Source organism: Paraburkholderia sp. C35 (genome assembly GCF_003121405.1).
Taxonomy (GTDB): domain Bacteria; phylum Pseudomonadota; class Gammaproteobacteria; order Burkholderiales; family Burkholderiaceae; genus Paraburkholderia.
In genome coordinates, this window is record NZ_QBUY01000116.1 from 1 (window position 1) to 15,949 (window position 15,949).

Below are 15,949 nucleotides of genomic sequence, written 5' to 3' on the forward strand. Positions count from 1 at the left end.
AGCGGCTTTCTTTTGCCTACTTTTCTTTGCCGCGGCAAAGAAAAGTAGGTGCTGCCCCGCACAGGGGCGACGCGTGAAGAACCACTAACAAACCGCGGATGCCAGCGCAAAAGCAAACCGCGGATGCCAACGCAAAGCTCGCCAAAACCAAACCACCAGCCGCCAGCCTACTGACTAGCAGCAATCCTTTGCTGAATACGCTGTGCCCGCGCCGCCGACGCCGGATGCGAACTCATCATGCTCGACTTCCCGCCATCGAGCGTCGCCAGCTTGTTAAACGCGCTGACAAGCCCACTCGGATCCTGGCCTTTCTTCTTCTGGATATCGAACGAATAATCGTCCGCCGCTGTTTCCTGCGATTGCGAGAACTGCGCGTTCACAAGCTTCTCGGAGAAATCACCCAACTGCGACGCCGAGATCGCGCCCGTGCTCCCGCCCGCCGACGATGCGACCGACCGGATCGCCGACGTCGCATACGCCACCTGCATCGCTTTCTTCGTATGGCCAAGCGCCACGTGACCCATCTCGTGACCGACGACGCCGCGCACTTCATCGTCCGTCATCATGTCCATCAGGCCGCTGTAGACCCGCACGCAGCCGTTCGCCATCGCCCACGCGTTGACGTCCTTCGTGAGGTAGACCTTGTAGTTGACGGGCACGCCGTTGATGTTGTTGCCGAGCTGCGCGGCGATCTTGTTCAGCCGCCTGGTGTACGCGCTGCCGGCGGGCGCGATCTGGTTCTCGGAATCGAGTTGCGCGCAGGATTTGTCGGACAGCGTGCGCACGTCGGAATCGGTGAGCGACGCGGCTTGCATCGCCTGCGAGCCGGACTGCACGAGCGAATTGGGATCGAGGCTCACGCCCGAACAGGCGGCGAGCACGCCGCACGCGGCGGCAGCGAGAGTGGCGCAAATCTTTTTCACGGCGAACTTCCCCTTGACGGATGCTGTCTGTGGTCCGCCTGGGCGCGCCCCTGCGGTTTTATCCGTGCAGACGCCCAACAAAAAGCGCCTGACAGGCAGGCGCTTTTTTAACATGTTGAAAGGAGTTTTCGTGGAAATTGAAAGCTTCTTTAACGATCCGTCAACACCAGACGACACTCGCGCAGCGTTTCGATGCGCGATGCATCGGCGGGCGAAAATCAGGTCAGTGCGGTGTCGATGAACGACTGACGCTGCGTCAACTTCTGGTAGTACTTGTCGAGATTCGGGTGCTGCTCGCGCCAGTCGAGTTGCGGCATGCGGAAATCCAGATAGCTCAGCGCACAGCCAACCGCGACATCGGCGAGCGTGTAGTGATTGCCCGCGCACCATGTCTTCGAAGCGAGTCCTTGCGCCATCGCAATCAGCCCGTCGTCGATCTTGTGGCGCTGACGCGCGATCCACGATTCGCTGCGATGGGCTTCTTCGCGCAGCACACCTTCGAGACGGATCAGCACGGCGGCGTCCATGATGCCGTCGGCGAGCGCTTCCCAGCAGCGCACTTCGACACGCTCGCGACCCGACTGCGGCACGAGCTTGCACACAGGCGACAGCGTATCGACGTATTCGCAGATCACGCGCGAATCGAACACGGCGGCGCCGTCTTCCATCACGAGGCACGGCACCTTGCCGATCGGGTTGTACTCGTGAATGGCCGTGTCGGCGGCCCAGACGTTTTCGAGTTCGAGCTTGTAGTCGATTTTCTTTTCCGCGAGCACGATCCGCGCCTTGCGGACAAATGGGCTCGACAGCGAACCGATGAGTTTCATTACATCCTGCCTTGATTGAAATTGGGCGCAAGTATACGTGCGTTGGCGCTGTTTCCGTGCGCCGCGCAGCGTGCTTCGGGCCGCGGGATCGCCCGGTTGTAGACAGATTGCAACAATGCCGCGCCCTCGCGCGACGGTCCAGCTAGCCGGATGGCCAAACTCTGCGCGCGGCTACGGGCGTCGCGGAAGCGATTTCAGTTGGGCGATACAATTGCATCACTGGCACCATTGCTACGCTGCCGCGCGGCGCAAGGCCTTGTCCGCCGCGCCGCCTTTCCCCACGCACGATGAACCGCCGACCGAACTCATGACCGATCTCACCACGGCAATCGACATCTACCGTCAGCGCCGCGCCCGCGTGCTCGATGCGCTGCGCGCGGCAGGCAACGGCGTCGCCATCATTCCGACCGCGCCCGAGACGCTGCGCAATCGCGCCGCCGACTATCCGTACCGGCACGACAGCTACTTCTACTATCTGACGGGTTTCACCGAGCCGGAAGCGCTGCTGGTGCTCGACGCCAGCGCGAAGGAAAACGAGCCGGCCGCCATCCTGTTCTGCCGCGCGAAGAACGCCGAGCGCGAAACGTGGGAAGGCTTCCGCTTCGGCCCGGAAGGCGCGCGCGAAGCGTTTGGTTTCGACGCCGCGTTCGCCTTCGACGAAGTCGACGCGCAGTTGCCGCGCATCATCGCCGACAAGCCGGCGCTACACTACGCCCTCGGTGCATCGGAACAGTTCGACGCCAAGGTGCGCCAGTGGCTCGACGCCGTGCGCATGCAAGGCAGAAGCGGCGTGCTGGCGCCATCGGCTGCCCATGATGTCGTGCCGCTGCTCGACGAGATGCGCCTCGTCAAGGACGACCACGAACTCGCCATCATGCGACGTGCGGCCGCGATTTCCGCGCAGGCACATCGCCGCGCGATGGCGGCGTGCCATCCCGGCGTGCGCGAGTACGAACTCGAAGCCGAACTGCTTTACACCTTCCGCAAACATGGCGCGCAGGCGCCGGCGTACGGTTCGATCGTCGCTGCGGGCGCTAATGCTTGCGTGCTCCACTATCCGGCCGGCAACGCCATCGCGCAGGACGGCGATCTGATCCTGATCGACGCAGCGTGCGAACTCGACGGCTACGCGTCCGACATCACGCGTACCTTCCCCGCAAGCGGCCGCTTCACGCCCGCGCAGCGCGAGTTATACGACATCGTGCTGGCCGCGCAGCAGGCCGCCATCGACGCGACCAAAGCAGGCGCGAGCTTCGACGCGCCGCATCAGGCCGCCGTGCGTGTGCTCGCGCAAGGGCTGCTCGACACGGGCATTCTCAACCGCGATCTGTTTGCGGGCGTGGATGAAGTGATCGAAGAGCGTGCGTATGCGCGCTTCTACATGCATCGCACCGGTCACTGGCTCGGCATGGACGTGCACGACGCGGGCGACTATCGCGAGCGCGGCACCCCCGCCGACGAGACAGGCGCCCTGCCCTGGCGCACGCTGAAGCCGGGCATGACGCTGACCATCGAGCCGGGTCTCTACATCCGTGCCGCCGACGATGTGCCCGAGAAATACTGGAACATCGGCATTCGTATCGAGGACGACGCCATCGTCACCGCCACGGGCTGCGAACTGATCACGCGCGGCGTGCCCGTCGATGCAGACGAAATCGAGGCGCTGATGCAACAGGCACATGCCGCCAGCGACGCCTGAGCGCAAGGAACAGAGAAGAACATGAACGAAGTGCAACAGGCCGCGCCATTCGACTACGACGTGACGATCGTCGGCGCCGGTCCCGTCGGTCTCGCGCTCGCGGGCTGGCTCGCGCGGCGCAGCGCGACGCAGAAGCTGAATATCGCGCTGATCGATGCGCGCGAACCGGAAGATTCGATTGCCGATCCGCGTGCGATCGCCGTGTCGCAAGGCAGCCGGATGATCCTCGAGCCGCTCGCCTGGCCGTCCGACGCGACGGCCATCCAGCGCATTCACGTGTCGCAGCGCGGCCACTTCGGGCGCACGCTGATCGATCACGCGGAGCATGGCTTGCCGGCGCTCGGCTACGTGTTGCGTTATGGCTCGATCGTCCACGCGCTGGCCGATGCCGTGCGCGCGACGCCCGTGCACTGGTTCAGATCGACCAAAGCGCAAGCGCCGCAGCCGCTCGAAGACGACGGCGTGCTGCTGCCGATCGAAAGCGCGCATGTCGCGCGTACGCTGCGCACGCGCATTCTGGTGAATGCCGAAGGCGGCCTGTTCGGCGAACAGCAGGCGGGTTCGGGCGAAACGCGCGACTACGGACAAACGGCGCTGGTTGGCACCGTCACGTTGTCGTCGCCCCGACCTCATGTCGCATGGGAGCGCTTCACGTCGCAAGGTCCGATTGCGCTGCTGCCGACGGGCGGTGTGCGCGGGGCGGACTACGCGCTGGTCTGGTGTTGCGCGCCGGACGAAGCGGCGCGCCGCGCGCAATTGTCGGATGAAGACTTTTTGCGCGAACTCGGCACCGAGTTTGGCGACCGGATGGGCCGCTTCGTGCAGATCAAGGGCCGCGCGGCATTTCCGCTCGGGCTCAATACCGTCGATACCCTCGTCAAGGGCAACGTCGTCGCGATCGGCAATGCGGCGCAAACACTGCATCCCGTCGCCGGTCAGGGGCTGAATCTCGGTCTGCGCGATGCCCACGCACTCGCCGACGCGCTGTCGCAATACGGCGCGACGCGCAGCGCACTGATCGAGTTTGCGCAGCGCCGCGCGCTGGATCGTCGCATGACGATCGGCGCCACCGATACGCTCGCGCGCCTGTTCACGATCGACTTCCCGCCGCTCGCGGCATTGCGCGGCCTCGCGCTCACCGCGCTCGAATTCGTGCCGCCCGTCAAGACCGCGCTGGCGCGACAAATGATGTTCGGACAGCGTCGCTAAAACCTGGCGTGATCGCGCTAAAAATGGCCGCCGTTCTATGAACGCGGCCACTTTCATAGAAGATTTAATGAGTTACATCAGGCGCGGTTCGATCTGGGTCAACGCGTTAACGCTAAAATAGCGGTTTTCCCTCGTATTTTGCGGTACGTGCGGTGCGCGATTTCGACGTTTCTGGCGCACCTTTGACGCGCCGCCGACGTCCGCCCTGCCCACTCTCGGCTCCCACACTCTGCGCAACAACCTGTTCGTCGCCCCGATGGCGGGCGTCACCGATCGCCCGTTCCGCCAGCTCTGCAAGCGCATGGGCGCGGGCTATGCGGTGTCCGAGATGGTCGCGTCGAACGCGCAACTGTGGAAAAGCGAAAAGACGATGCGCCGCGCCAACCACGCGGGCGAAGTCGAACCGATCTCCGTGCAGATCGCGGGCGCCGACCCGCAGATGATGGCCGAAGCCGCGCGCTACAACGTGGCGAACGGCGCGCAGATCATCGACATCAACATGGGCTGCCCCGCCAAGAAGGTCTGTAACGTCGCCGCCGGTTCGGCGCTGTTGCAGAACGAACCGCTGGTGCAGCGGATCGTCGAGGCGGTGGTGAATGCGGTGGGCGTCGGTCCGGATGCCGTGCCCGTCACGCTGAAAATCCGCACGGGCTGGAATCGCGAGAACAAAAACGCGCTGAATGTCGCGCACCTCGCCGAAAACGCAGGCATTTCGATGCTGACCGTGCACGGCCGCACGCGCGCCGACCTGTATCACGGCGACGCGGAGTACGAAACGATCGCCGCCGTGAAAGCCGCGGTGAAGATTCCCGTGGTTGCGAACGGCGACATCACCACGCCGCACAAGGCGCGCGAGGTGCTGGCCGCGACGGGTGCTGACGCGATCATGATCGGCCGGGCGGCACAGGGGCGCCCATGGCTGTTCCGCGAGATCGAGTATTTCCTGCGTACGGGCGAGTTGATGGAAGCGCCGCGTATCGACGAGATCCAGGCAGTGATGAACGAGCATCTCGAAGATCACTACGCGTTCTACGGCGAATTTACGGGCGTTCGCACTGCGCGCAAGCACATCGGCTGGTACACTCGCGGCCTTTCTGGCGCCAACGTGTTCCGCCACCGTATGAATACGCTGGACACGACGCGCGAACAACTGCTCGCCGTCAACGAATTCTTCGACGCGCAAAAGGCGATTTCGGACCGCCTCGTGTACGTCGACAACGAAGTCAACAACAACGGTGAGCAGGATCAAACCGACCGACTAGCAGCATGAGCAAGCACAATATCGAACAATGTGTCCGCGATAGCCTGGGTATGTACTTTCAGGATCTCGACGGCTCCAATCCGCACGACGTATACGACATGGTGATTTCGTGCGTCGAAAAACCGTTGCTCGAGGTGGTGCTCGAGCAGGCCGGCGGCAATCAGTCGCTGGCAGCCGAGTACCTCGGCATCAACCGCAATACGCTGCGCAAGAAACTGCAACAGCACGGCCTGCTGTAGTTCTGGCGCCCTGCCACGCCTTTCATCGGCTTTTGTTCTCATCATGATCAAGCAAGCGCTCATCTCCGTTTCCGACAAGTCAGGCATCGTCGATTTCGCGAAATCGCTGTCGGACCTCGGCGTCAAGATCCTGTCTACAGGCGGCACCGCGAAACTGCTCGCGGACGCCGGCCTTTCCGTTACCGAAGTGGCCGACTACACGGGCTTTCCGGAAATGCTGGATGGGCGCGTGAAAACGCTGCACCCGAAGGTGCACGGCGGCATCCTGGCTCGCCGCGATCTGCCCGAGCACATGGCAGCGCTCGAAAAGCACGACATCCCGACCATCGATCTGCTCGTCGTGAACCTGTACCCGTTCGTGCAGACGATCTCGAAGGAAGAGTGCTCGCTCGAAGACGCGATCGAGAACATCGATATCGGCGGCCCGACCATGCTGCGCTCGGCGGCGAAGAATCATCGCGACGTGACCGTCGTGGTCGATCCCGCTGACTACGCAGTCGTGCTCGACGAAATGCGCGCGAACGGCAACACGGTCGGCTACAAGACAAACTTCCGCCTTGCTACCAAGGTGTACGCGCACACCGCGCAGTACGACGGCGCGATCACGAACTACCTGACGAGCCTCACGGAAGAACTGCAGCACCGCGAGCGCAACACGTATCCCGCGACGCTGAACATGGCGTTCGAGAAGGTCCAGGATCTGCGCTACGGCGAGAACCCGCATCAAAGCGCTGCGTTCTACCGCGATATCGCTGTGCCCGCCGGCGCGCTCGCGAACTATCGCCAGCTGCAAGGCAAGGAACTGTCGTACAACAACATCGCCGATTCGGACGCTGCGTGGGAATGCGTGAAGACGTTCGACGCACCGGCCTGCGTGATCATCAAGCACGCGAACCCGTGTGGCGTGGCAGTCGGCGCGAATCCGCACGAAGCGTACTCGAAAGCGTTCCAGACGGACCCGACTTCGGCGTTCGGCGGCATCATCGCGTTCAATCGTGAAGTCGATGAAACGGCTGCGCAGGCTGTTGCCAAGCAGTTCGTCGAAGTGCTGATCGCACCGTCGTTCAGCGACGCTGCGAAGCAGGTGTTCGCAGCCAAGCAGAATGTGCGTCTGCTCGAAATCGCACTCGGCGAAGGCCACAACGCGTTCGATCTGAAGCGCGTGGGCGGCGGTCTGCTGGTGCAATCGCTGGACGCCAAGAACGTGCAGCCGCACGAACTGCGCGTCGTGACGAAGCGTCACCCGACGCCGAAGGAAATGGACGATCTGCTGTTTGCATGGCGCGTCGCGAAGTTCGTCAAGTCGAACGCGATCGTGTTCTGCGCGAACGGCATGACGATGGGCGTCGGCGCGGGTCAGATGAGCCGCGTGGATTCGGCGCGTATCGCGAGCATCAAGGCGCAGAACGCAGGCCTGACGCTGTCGGGTACGGCTGTGGCGTCGGATGCGTTCTTCCCGTTCCGCGACGGCCTCGACGTGGTGGTGAATGCAGGCGCGACCTGCGTGATCCAGCCGGGCGGCTCGATGCGCGACGACGAAGTGATCGCCGCCGCCGACGAGCACAACATCGCGATGGTCGTGACGGGCATCCGCCACTTCCGCCACTGATCGGCTGATCTGCTGCTTCTGAAACGGCCCGGCAGTTTGCAACTGCCGGGCCGTTTTGCATTTCGCGTTTGAAGCGATGCCGTTGTAGTATCGCAGGCACTGAATACGCACGGTACTTATGAGAATTCTCGGCATCGACCCCGGTTTGCGCGTCACTGGCTTCGGCGTGATCGACGTATCGGGCCACCAGTTGACCTATGTGACGAGCGGCGTCATCAAGACAGCCGATGCCGATTTGCCAAGCCGCCTCGGCACCATTTTCGAAGGCATTTCGACGCTGATCCGGCAACACGCGCCGGATCAGTCGGCGATTGAAAAGGTGTTTGTGAACGTCAATCCGCAGTCCACGCTGCTGCTCGGCCAGGCGCGCGGTGCGGCGATCTGCGGGCTGGTGGCGGGCGGCGTGCCCGTCGCGGAATACACCGCGCTGCAGCTGAAGCAGGCCGTGGTCGGCTACGGACGCGCGACCAAGGAGCAGATGCAGCAGATGGTCGTGCGGCTGCTGTGTCTCTCGGGCATCCCGTCCACTGACGCCGCCGATGCACTCGGCATGGCGATCTGCCACGCGCACGGTGGCGGCACGTTGAGCACGCTGGGCGGCATCGCGCCGGCACTTGCGAAGAAGGGCTTGCGCGTCAGGCGCGGGCGGCTGGTGGGCTAAGCGCCTGTAGCTTTATCGTCAGCGCTGTCCCGCCAACGCCAGCCGGCATGCCAACCCGGCAAACACCGACCCAAGCAGATACTGCGGCCAGCGCGACGGACGCTTGCCGCCAGTCAGCTTTCGGCTGAGCCTGCTGGCAAGCAGAATCACGCTGCCATTCACGAAGAAGCCAATCACATTGAGCACGGTCGCCAGCACCATGATCTGCACGGCGACCGATCCCGCCTCCGGCTTCACGAATTGCGGAAACAGCGCGAGCACGAACAGCGCAACCTTCGGGTTGAGCAGATTCGTGAACAACCCTTGCCTGAAAATTCTGCCGACGGGATAGCGCCGCATCGACGCATCGGGCGTGAGCATCGTGCCTTCCGAGCGGATCGTTTTCCACGCGAGATAGAGCAGATAGGCCGCGCCCGCGAAGCGCACGATGTCATAGGCCATCGGCGCGGCCAGAAAGAGCTGTGACAGGCCGAATGCCGCTGCGAGTGCATGGCAGTATGTGCCGACCATGATCCCGGCGAACGACGCGAAACCCGCCGCCCTCCCCTGGCTCACGCTGCGGGAAGCAATCAGCAACATATCGGGACCGGGTGTGGCGGTAAGCGCGAGACACGCGCCTGAGAACAGCGCGAGTGTGGTGAGACTGAGCATCGAAGACCCCTTTTGGCCAGTGACGGAACGTCCAAAAGGGATCTCAGTGTAGGGAGCGCGAGCGATGAGGTCAATCAGGCTCCTCCTTCTACTTCGTCAGAAGTGGCGTACGAAAGCCGATCACGCTGCGCTACACTCGCGCTTTCCCCTTTCGATAGAACGAACCTGCCATGATCGGTCGCATCGCCGGCGTCCTGCTGGAAAAGAATCCGCCTCACCTTCTGATCGACTGCAACGGCGTCGGCTACGAAGTCGATGTGCCGATGAGCACGTTCTACAACCTGCCCGGCACCGGCGAAAAAGTCGTGCTGCTCACGCAGATGATCGTGCGCGAAGACGCGCATCTGCTATACGGCTTTCTCACGCCACAAGAGCGTTCGACATTTCGCGAGTTGTTAAAGATCACGGGCATCGGCGCGCGTATGGCGCTGGCCGTGCTGTCCGGCATGAGCGTGCAGGAACTGTCGCAAACGGTGACGATGCAGGACGCCGCGCGCCTCACGCGCGTGCCGGGCATCGGCAAGAAAACGGCGGAGCGGCTCCTGCTTGAACTGAAGGGCAAGCTCGGCGCCGACCTGGGCGCGATGGCGAGCGCGGCGTCGCAGTCCGATCACGCGTCCGACATCCTGAATGCATTGCTGGCATTGGGGTACTCTGAAAAAGAAGCGCTTGCGGCCATCAAAAACGTACCGGCGAGTACAGGCGTTTCCGAAGGCATCAAGCTCGCCTTGAAGGCGCTGTCGAAGGCCTGAGCGGGCTTTCACGAGCGGCGATGTGTGAAGCTTCGCATGCCGCCGGAACGTGCACACCCTGGCCGTTCGGCCAGGTCTGCGAACAGGCGCTGCGCGGTACAATGCCTGCATGATCGAACACGACAAACTCGCCGCCGAACGCATCATCGCCGCCACGCCCGTGTCGTCGAACGAGGAAGCGTTCGAGCGTGCGTTGCGCCCGCGCCAGCTCGACGAATACGTCGGTCAGGAAAAGGTGCGCGGCCAGCTGGAAATCTTCATCGAGGCGGCCAAGCGGCGCTCGGAATCGCTGGATCACGTGTTGCTGTTCGGGCCGCCGGGTCTCGGTAAGACCACGCTCGCGCACATCATCGCGCGTGAAATGGGTGTCAATATGCGGCAGACTTCGGGCCCTGTGCTCGAACGCGCGGGCGACCTCGCCGCACTGCTGACCAATCTCGAAGCCAACGACGTTCTTTTCATCGACGAAATTCACCGGCTGTCGCCTGTGGTCGAGGAAATCCTGTATCCGGCGCTCGAGGATTATCAGATCGACATCATGATCGGCGAAGGCCCGGCTGCGCGTAGCGTGAAGCTGGATCTGCAGCCGTTTACGCTGGTCGGCGCGACTACACGTGCGGGCATGCTGACCAACCCGCTGCGCGATCGCTTCGGGATCGTTGCGCGGCTGGAGTTTTATAACGCCGAAGAACTGGCGCGTATCGTGAGCCGTTCGGCCTCGCTGCTGGGCGCGCAGATTCATCCCGAAGGCGCACTGGAAATCGCCAGGCGCTCGCGCGGCACGCCACGTATTGCGAACCGATTGCTGCGCCGTGTGCGTGATTACGCCGAGGTGAAGGCAGACGGCAATATCACCGCGAAAGTCGCGGATGCCGCACTGAAAATGCTTGATGTCGATCCCGTCGGCTTCGATCTGATGGACCGCAAGCTGCTCGAAGCGATCCTGCACAAGTTCGATGGCGGTCCGGTTGGCGTGGACAATCTGGCGGCGGCGATCGGCGAAGAACGCGACACGATTGAAGATGTGCTCGAACCGTATCTGATCCAGCAAGGTTTCTTGCAGCGCACGCCGCGCGGTCGCGTCGCCACGCTGTTGACGTACCGGCACTTCGGCCTGGCTGCGCCGGATTCGGGAAGTCCTTTACGCAATCTGCTGGATTCCGAGCCGAGCTAAGCGGCTCTCAGGCGAAAGACGCGGCGCGCGTCTTATGTGTGACGCCGCGCCTGAAAGACTCAACGCCCTGCTTCGGGCGCTTTCTTAAAACTGTCGTCTTCTGACTGACCGTCCAGATGCACGACATCGGCCCACGACAAGACCTTCGCGCGGCCATTCTCAAACTCGACGACATTCACGCTCGTGTTCAGCAACGGATAGCTGCGCGGCGCCTCAAGCGTCAAACCATTCGCGAAGCGATACACGCAATCCAGCACGCCGCCATGCGCGACACACGCGATCCGTTGATCCGGATGCGCAGCGACGATCGGCTCGATGGCATGTAGAACGCGGTGATAAAACACGCGCTGCGATTCGCCCTCGGGCGGCGAAAAACCCGGATCGCGCGTCTGCCACTGTGCGTATTCGTCGGGAAAACGCAGCGCGATTTCATCGCTATCGTGTCCCTGGAAGGCACCGTAGTTGCGCTCTCGCAGACCTTCCTTCAGATTCAGCGGCAGTCCAAGCACATCGGCGAATGGCTGCGCAGTCTGTTGCGCGCGCATGAGATCGCTCGAATAGATCGCGTCGAGCCGCGCGCCTTCCTTGGCCTCGCGCGCGAATCGCTCAGCGAGACGCTGCGCCTGATCGACGCCACTCGTCGCAAGCGGAATATCGATATGCCCCTGGATCCGCTTGATGCGGTTCCAGTCGGTTTCGCCGTGCCGGATGAAGAGGACTTGTGTTGCCATGAGAATGAGTGAGAGCGTTACGCGCGAGTCTGAAGCCAGAACGTGACAGGGCCGTCGTTGACGAGCGACACCTGCATGTCTGCACCGAATTCGCCTGTCTCGACGATGGAATGCTTGGCGCGCGCCGCCGTCACGAAGTAGTCGAACAGGCGCCGGCCTTCGTCGGGCGGCGCTGCGGGCGTGAAACTCGGGCGCAGGCCGCTGTTGGTGTCGGCGGCGAGTGTGAATTGCGAGACCAGCAGCAAACCGCCTGAACGGCCTTCGCCGTCGATGTTCTGCACGGACAAATTCATCTTGCCCGCAGCGTCGCTAAACACGCGATAACCGAGCACTTTGGCGAGCAGTTTGTCGGCGGCAGCCTCAGTATCGCCGCGTTCGGCACAGACCAGCGCGAGCAGTCCCGCTTCGATCGCGCCCGTCACGCGGTCACCCACGCGCACTTCGGCGCGCCGCACGCGTTGGATCAGCGCGATCATGCGGCGTGCTTCAGTTGGGCGACAGGCATCATGCCGTCAGCGTGACGCGTGCAAAACGGCGCTTGCCGACCTGCACGACGAACTCACCCGCCTCGACCTTCAGACCCTTGTCCGACACGGTCGCGCCGTCGATCTTCACGCCGCCCTGCTCGATGTTGCGCAGCGCTTCGCTCGTCGACGGCACGAGGCCGGCCTGCTTGAGCAACTGGCCAATCGCCAGCGGCGCGCCTGCGAGCGTAACGGAAGGAATATCGTCCGGCACGCCGCCCTTCGCGCGGTGATTGAAGTCTTCGAGCGCGCGCTCGGCGTCGCCTTGCGAGTGGAAGCGCGTGACGATTTCCTGCGCGAGCATCACCTTGAAATCGCGCGGATTGCGTCCGCCTTCGATCTCGCGCTTGAAGCCTTCGATTTCCGTCATAGGACGGAACGACAGCAGTTCGAAGTAACGCCACATCAGCACGTCGGAGATGCTCATCAGCTTGCCGAACATGTCGGTCGGCTTTTCGCTGATACCGACGTAGTTGGCCTTCGACTTCGACATCTTCTCAACGCCGTCCAACCCTTCGAGCAGCGGCATCGTCAGAATGCACTGCTGTTCCTGGCCGTACTGCTTTTGCAGTTCACGACCGACCAGCAGGTTGAACTTCTGATCGGTGCCGCCGAGTTCGAGATCGGCGTTCAGCGCGACGGAGTCGTAGCCCTGCATCAGCGGATACAGGAACTCATGAATCGAAATGGGCACGCCGCCCTGGAAACGCTTCGTAAAGTCTTCGCGCTCCAGAATGCGTGCGACCGTGTAACGCGACGCCAGCTTGATCATGCCGTCGGCGCCGAGCGGCATCGACCATTCGCTGTTGTAGCGGATTTCCGTCTTTTCACGGTCGAGTACCAGCGCGGCCTGCTCGAAGTAAGTCTTGGCGTTCGATTCGATCTGCTCGCGCGTGAGCGGCGGACGCGTCGCGTTGCGGCCCGACGGATCGCCGATCAGCGACGTGAAATCGCCGATCAGAAAGATCACCGTGTGACCAAGATCCTGCAACTGGCGCATCTTGTTCAGCACGACGGTATGGCCGATGTGAATGTCGGGCGCCGTCGGATCGAGACCGAGCTAGATGCGCAGCGGCGTGCCCGTGGCCGCGCATTTCGCGAGCTTCTGCGCGAACTCCTCTTCGATCAGCAGTTCGTCGACGCCGCGTTTGGTGACTTCGAGCGCGTGGCGGACTTCGTCGGTGATCGGGAAGGCGGAATTGGGCTTGGCGGTGGACTCGGTGCTCATGCTGGAACGGGAGATCGCAAAAAGAGAGATTGTCCCATAGTTGCGAGGCATTGCGCCCTGATCTCACGCGAAACGCCCGCAACTCGCGGCGTGATCCGTCTCGCGCGCCGCCTATCCCGTTCGGTCAGGTTGTTTCAACGCGTCGCGATGCGCGACAATCGACGTCAATCCTGCGCCGACAATGTCGATGAGGCGCGACCAACGACGATCAGAGGAGCAAAGCGTGGCCAAAGACACGGCAGACGGCGTGTATTTCGGGTTGATGTCGGGCACCAGCATGGACGGCGTGGACGGTGTGGCCGTCGAATTTGCGGCGGGCAAGGCGCCCGTCGTTCGATCGCAGGCTTTTGTGGGCTTCTCCGAGGGGCTGCGCGACGCGCTGTTCGCGCTCCAGCAACCCGGCGACAACGAAATCGAGCGTGAAGCGCTCGCCGCCAACGCGCTCGCCGCGCGCTACACGGTGTGCTGCCACGAATTGCTGCGCGCGGGCAATCTGTCGGCGGCCGAGGTCCGCGCAATCGGCGTGCACGGCCAGACGGTGCGGCATCGGCCGGAAAAGGGCTATACGAAGCAGATCAACAATCCGTCGCTGCTGGCGGAAATGGCGCATATCGACGTGATCGCCGATTTCCGCAGCCGCGATGTCGCGGCGGGCGGCCAGGGCGCGCCACTCGTGCCGGCGTTCCACGCGACGGTTTTCGGCGCGAAGAACGAGACGCGCGTGGTCTGCAATCTGGGCGGCATCAGCAACATCACGATTCTGTCGGCGAACGGCGCGGTGCGCGGCTTCGATTGCGGCCCGGCGAATGCGCTGCTCGACGAGTGGTCGCAACGGCATCTGAAGAAGCCTTACGACGAAAACGGCCAGTTCGCGGCGACGGGTCAGGTACATCGTCCGTTGCTCAATGCACTGCTCGACGAGCCGTTTTTCGAAGCGCAGCCGCCCAAGAGCACGGGCCGCGACCTGTTCAACCCCGAATGGCTCGACACTCGCCTGCAAGGATTCGCCGACGTCAGCCCCGCCGATGTTCAGGCAACGCTCGTCGCGCTGACTGCCGTGACCGTCGCCCGCGAAGTCGAGCGGCACGCGCCGGACTGCAAGGCGGTCTACGTCTGCGGCGGCGGCGCGCGCAATCCGGAAATCATGAAGGCGTTGCAAGGCGCGCTGGCCGAAAGCGGCTGCAGCGGCGTTCCGGTCATGACCACCGAGGCGCTCGGCGTGCCACCGCATCAGGTCGAGCCGCTGGCCTTCGCCTGGCTCGCCATGCGTTGCGTCGCGCGCGAGCCAGGCAATCTGCCTTCGGTGACGGGCGCTGCCGGTGAGCGCGTGCTGGGCGCAATCTATCCGCGATAACGTGCGGATTGGTATAGAGGAAATAAAAAACGGGGCCGAAGCCCCGTTTTTGCTACAACTTACGCGAAACCAGCCGTCGATTACACCGAGAACGACGAGCCGCAACCACAGGTGGTCGTAGCGTTCGGGTTCTTGATGACGAACTGCGCGCCGTTGATGTCGTCCTTGTAGTCGATCTCTGCGCCAACCAGATACTGGTAGCTCATCGAATCGATCAGCAGCTGGACGCCGCTTTTGTTCATGACGGTATCGTCTTCGTTGATGGCTTCATCGAAGGTAAAACCATACTGGAACCCCGAGCAGCCGCCACCCTGCACGAATACGCGCAGTTTCAGCTCCGGGTTGCCTTCTTCTTCGATCAGTTCCTTGACCTTGTCGGCCGCTGCGTCAGTAAAGACGAACGGCGCCGGCATCTCGGTCACGGGGGTGTCGGTCACTGCGTCCATGCGAACTCTCCAAAAATTGCTTCTTGACGCTATTGTATTGCTGTTCCCGATATCGTGCTGAAGCCCATGAAATCAATAGGTTCTTATGCAAGGTAAATGAGACGCGTGCGCGACGGGCGTGTGTCAACCATGTGTCCGTACAGGTGTCAGCGATGTCCACATACGGCGCGAAATCCGGCACAACAAATAAAAAAAGCCGCCATCGCAATGCGCTGGCGGCTTTTTGCAGCAAGCTCCGTCCGAAAACAGAGCCAGCCCGAAACGATTAACGCTTCGAGAACTGCTTGCGGCGACGTGCTTTGTGGAAACCGACCTTCTTACGCTCGACTTCACGTGCGTCACGCGTCACGTAGCCAGCCTTCGACAGTTCCGGCTTCAGCGTTGCGTCGTAGTCCATCAGCGCGCGCGTGATGCCGTGGCGAACTGCACCAGCCTGACCCGTTTCACCGCCGCCCGACACGTTGACCTTGATGTCGAACGTGGTACCGTGGTTCGTCAGTTCCAGCGGTTGACGCACGATCATCAGCGACGTTTCGCGCGAGAAGTAGTCGGCGATAGGCTTGCCGTTGACGATGATGTCGCCCTTGCCTGCCTTGCTGAAGACACGAGCAACTGCGCTCTTGCGGCGGCCCGTACCGTAATTCCAGTTACCGATCATGTG

The 15,949-nt window shown here is 62.6% G+C and carries 16 protein-coding genes and 1 pseudogene; 9 read left to right on the top strand and 8 right to left on the bottom strand.

The features are described 5' to 3' along the window. Positions 1 to 167: 167 nt before the first annotated feature. Both DK391_RS37690 and DK391_RS37695 read right to left on the bottom strand, forming a co-directional pair. Positions 168 to 914, bottom strand: a complete 747-nt coding sequence (locus tag DK391_RS37690; RefSeq protein ID WP_204117512.1) for a M48 family metallopeptidase — start codon at positions 912 to 914, stop codon at positions 168 to 170. A gap of 227 nt (positions 915 to 1,141) precedes the next feature. After that, complete coding sequence (locus DK391_RS37695; RefSeq protein ID WP_109483096.1) at positions 1,142 to 1,750, bottom strand: glutathione S-transferase C-terminal domain-containing protein; 609 nt, start codon at positions 1,748 to 1,750, stop codon at positions 1,142 to 1,144. A gap of 307 nt (positions 1,751 to 2,057) precedes the next feature. On the opposite strand from DK391_RS37695, the gene DK391_RS37700 reads away from it, so the two are divergent. From DK391_RS37700 to ruvC, 6 genes are all read left to right on the top strand, one after another. Beyond that, positions 2,058 to 3,449: an aminopeptidase P N-terminal domain-containing protein gene (locus DK391_RS37700; RefSeq protein WP_109483118.1), complete on the top strand. Its 1,392-nt coding sequence runs from the start codon at positions 2,058 to 2,060 to the stop codon at positions 3,447 to 3,449. A 21-nt stretch (positions 3,450 to 3,470) separates the two neighbouring features. Then, complete coding sequence (locus DK391_RS37705; RefSeq protein ID WP_109483097.1) at positions 3,471 to 4,658, top strand: UbiH/UbiF/VisC/COQ6 family ubiquinone biosynthesis hydroxylase; 1,188 nt, start codon at positions 3,471 to 3,473, stop codon at positions 4,656 to 4,658. A 205-nt stretch (positions 4,659 to 4,863) separates the two neighbouring features. After that, a complete protein-coding gene (gene dusB, locus DK391_RS37710; RefSeq protein ID WP_109483098.1) occupies positions 4,864 to 5,928 on the top strand; it encodes a tRNA dihydrouridine synthase DusB in 1,065 nt (354 codons plus the stop codon). Next, positions 5,925 to 6,158, top strand: a complete 234-nt coding sequence (locus DK391_RS37715; RefSeq protein WP_007587477.1) for a Fis family transcriptional regulator — start codon at positions 5,925 to 5,927, stop codon at positions 6,156 to 6,158. The genes dusB and DK391_RS37715 overlap by 4 nt, the downstream gene beginning before the upstream one ends. 43 nt (positions 6,159 to 6,201) lie before the next feature. Beyond that, complete coding sequence (gene purH, locus DK391_RS37720; protein ID WP_109483099.1) at positions 6,202 to 7,767, top strand: bifunctional phosphoribosylaminoimidazolecarboxamide formyltransferase/IMP cyclohydrolase; 1,566 nt, start codon at positions 6,202 to 6,204, stop codon at positions 7,765 to 7,767. Positions 7,768 to 7,885: 118 nt separating this feature from the next. After that, a complete protein-coding gene (gene ruvC / locus DK391_RS37725) occupies positions 7,886 to 8,428 on the top strand; it encodes a crossover junction endodeoxyribonuclease RuvC (RefSeq protein WP_109483100.1) in 543 nt (180 codons plus the stop codon). 18 nt (positions 8,429 to 8,446) lie between these two features. Here ruvC and DK391_RS37730 read toward each other — a convergent pair whose 3' ends face one another. After that, on the bottom strand, positions 8,447 to 9,079 hold the full coding sequence (locus DK391_RS37730; RefSeq protein WP_109483101.1) for a LysE family translocator: 633 nt from the start codon (positions 9,077 to 9,079) through the stop codon (positions 8,447 to 8,449). Between the two features lie 170 nt (positions 9,080 to 9,249). Here DK391_RS37730 and ruvA point away from each other — a divergent pair, with 170 nt between their 5' ends. Both ruvA and ruvB read left to right on the top strand, forming a co-directional pair. Further along, the gene (ruvA, locus tag DK391_RS37735; RefSeq protein ID WP_109483102.1) at positions 9,250 to 9,831 is read left to right on the top strand and encodes a Holliday junction branch migration protein RuvA; all 582 of its coding nucleotides are present in this window, start codon (positions 9,250 to 9,252) and stop codon (positions 9,829 to 9,831) included. A gap of 109 nt (positions 9,832 to 9,940) precedes the next feature. Beyond that, positions 9,941 to 11,005 carry a Holliday junction branch migration DNA helicase RuvB gene (gene ruvB, locus DK391_RS37740; RefSeq protein WP_109483103.1) on the top strand — a complete coding sequence of 355 codons (1,065 nt, stop codon included), beginning with the start codon at positions 9,941 to 9,943 and terminating at the stop codon, positions 11,003 to 11,005. 59 nt (positions 11,006 to 11,064) lie between these two features. Here ruvB and DK391_RS37745 read toward each other — a convergent pair whose 3' ends face one another. From DK391_RS37745 to tyrS, 3 genes and pseudogenes are all read right to left on the bottom strand, one after another. Beyond that, positions 11,065 to 11,736 (bottom strand): histidine phosphatase family protein, encoded by a 672-nt coding sequence (locus tag DK391_RS37745; protein WP_109483104.1) that lies wholly within the window; start codon positions 11,734 to 11,736, stop codon positions 11,065 to 11,067. A 17-nt stretch (positions 11,737 to 11,753) separates the two neighbouring features. Next, positions 11,754 to 12,212, bottom strand: coding sequence for a D-aminoacyl-tRNA deacylase (gene dtd / locus DK391_RS37750; protein ID WP_109483105.1), 459 nt, complete (start codon positions 12,210 to 12,212; stop codon positions 11,754 to 11,756). Positions 12,213 to 12,240: 28 nt separating this feature from the next. Beyond that, a pseudogene (gene tyrS, locus DK391_RS37755) lies at positions 12,241 to 13,488 on the bottom strand (tyrosine--tRNA ligase). Positions 13,489 to 13,711: 223 nt separating this feature from the next. Here tyrS and DK391_RS37760 point away from each other — a divergent pair. After that, positions 13,712 to 14,842: an anhydro-N-acetylmuramic acid kinase gene (locus tag DK391_RS37760; RefSeq protein WP_109483106.1), complete on the top strand. Its 1,131-nt coding sequence runs from the start codon at positions 13,712 to 13,714 to the stop codon at positions 14,840 to 14,842. A gap of 80 nt (positions 14,843 to 14,922) precedes the next feature. Here DK391_RS37760 and erpA read toward each other — a convergent pair whose 3' ends face one another. Together erpA and rpsI are read right to left on the bottom strand one after the other, a co-directional pair. After that, a complete protein-coding gene (gene erpA / locus DK391_RS37765) occupies positions 14,923 to 15,288 on the bottom strand; it encodes an iron-sulfur cluster insertion protein ErpA (RefSeq protein WP_007587442.1) in 366 nt (121 codons plus the stop codon). Between the two features lie 265 nt (positions 15,289 to 15,553). Further along, the gene (gene rpsI / locus DK391_RS37770; protein WP_109483107.1) at positions 15,554 to 15,946 is read right to left on the bottom strand and encodes a 30S ribosomal protein S9; all 393 of its coding nucleotides are present in this window, start codon (positions 15,944 to 15,946) and stop codon (positions 15,554 to 15,556) included. Positions 15,947 to 15,949 lie beyond the last annotated feature (3 nt).

What these genes read in the sequence shown, in the direction of transcription:
- DK391_RS37695 (WP_109483096.1), bottom strand. Translation starts at nt 1,750, where the DNA reads ATGAAACTCATCGGTTCGCTGTCGAGCCCATTTGTCCGCAAGGCGCGG.
- DK391_RS37700 (WP_109483118.1), top strand. Translation starts at nt 2,058, where the DNA reads ATGACCGATCTCACCACGGCAATCGACATCTACCGTCAGCGCCGCGCC.
- DK391_RS37705 (WP_109483097.1), top strand. Translation starts at nt 3,471, where the DNA reads ATGAACGAAGTGCAACAGGCCGCGCCATTCGACTACGACGTGACGATC.
- DK391_RS37715 (WP_007587477.1), top strand. Translation starts at nt 5,925, where the DNA reads ATGAGCAAGCACAATATCGAACAATGTGTCCGCGATAGCCTGGGTATG.
- purH (WP_109483099.1), top strand. Translation starts at nt 6,202, where the DNA reads ATGATCAAGCAAGCGCTCATCTCCGTTTCCGACAAGTCAGGCATCGTC.
- ruvC (WP_109483100.1), top strand. Translation starts at nt 7,886, where the DNA reads ATGAGAATTCTCGGCATCGACCCCGGTTTGCGCGTCACTGGCTTCGGC.
- DK391_RS37730 (WP_109483101.1), bottom strand. Translation starts at nt 9,079, where the DNA reads ATGCTCAGTCTCACCACACTCGCGCTGTTCTCAGGCGCGTGTCTCGCG.
- ruvA (WP_109483102.1), top strand. Translation starts at nt 9,250, where the DNA reads ATGATCGGTCGCATCGCCGGCGTCCTGCTGGAAAAGAATCCGCCTCAC.
- ruvB (WP_109483103.1), top strand. Translation starts at nt 9,941, where the DNA reads ATGATCGAACACGACAAACTCGCCGCCGAACGCATCATCGCCGCCACG.
- DK391_RS37745 (WP_109483104.1), bottom strand. Translation starts at nt 11,736, where the DNA reads ATGGCAACACAAGTCCTCTTCATCCGGCACGGCGAAACCGACTGGAAC.
- dtd (WP_109483105.1), bottom strand. Translation starts at nt 12,212, where the DNA reads ATGATCGCGCTGATCCAACGCGTGCGGCGCGCCGAAGTGCGCGTGGGT.
- erpA (WP_007587442.1), bottom strand. Translation starts at nt 15,288, where the DNA reads ATGGACGCAGTGACCGACACCCCCGTGACCGAGATGCCGGCGCCGTTC.
- rpsI (WP_109483107.1), bottom strand. Translation starts at nt 15,946, where the DNA reads ATGATCGGTAACTGGAATTACGGTACGGGCCGCCGCAAGAGCGCAGTT.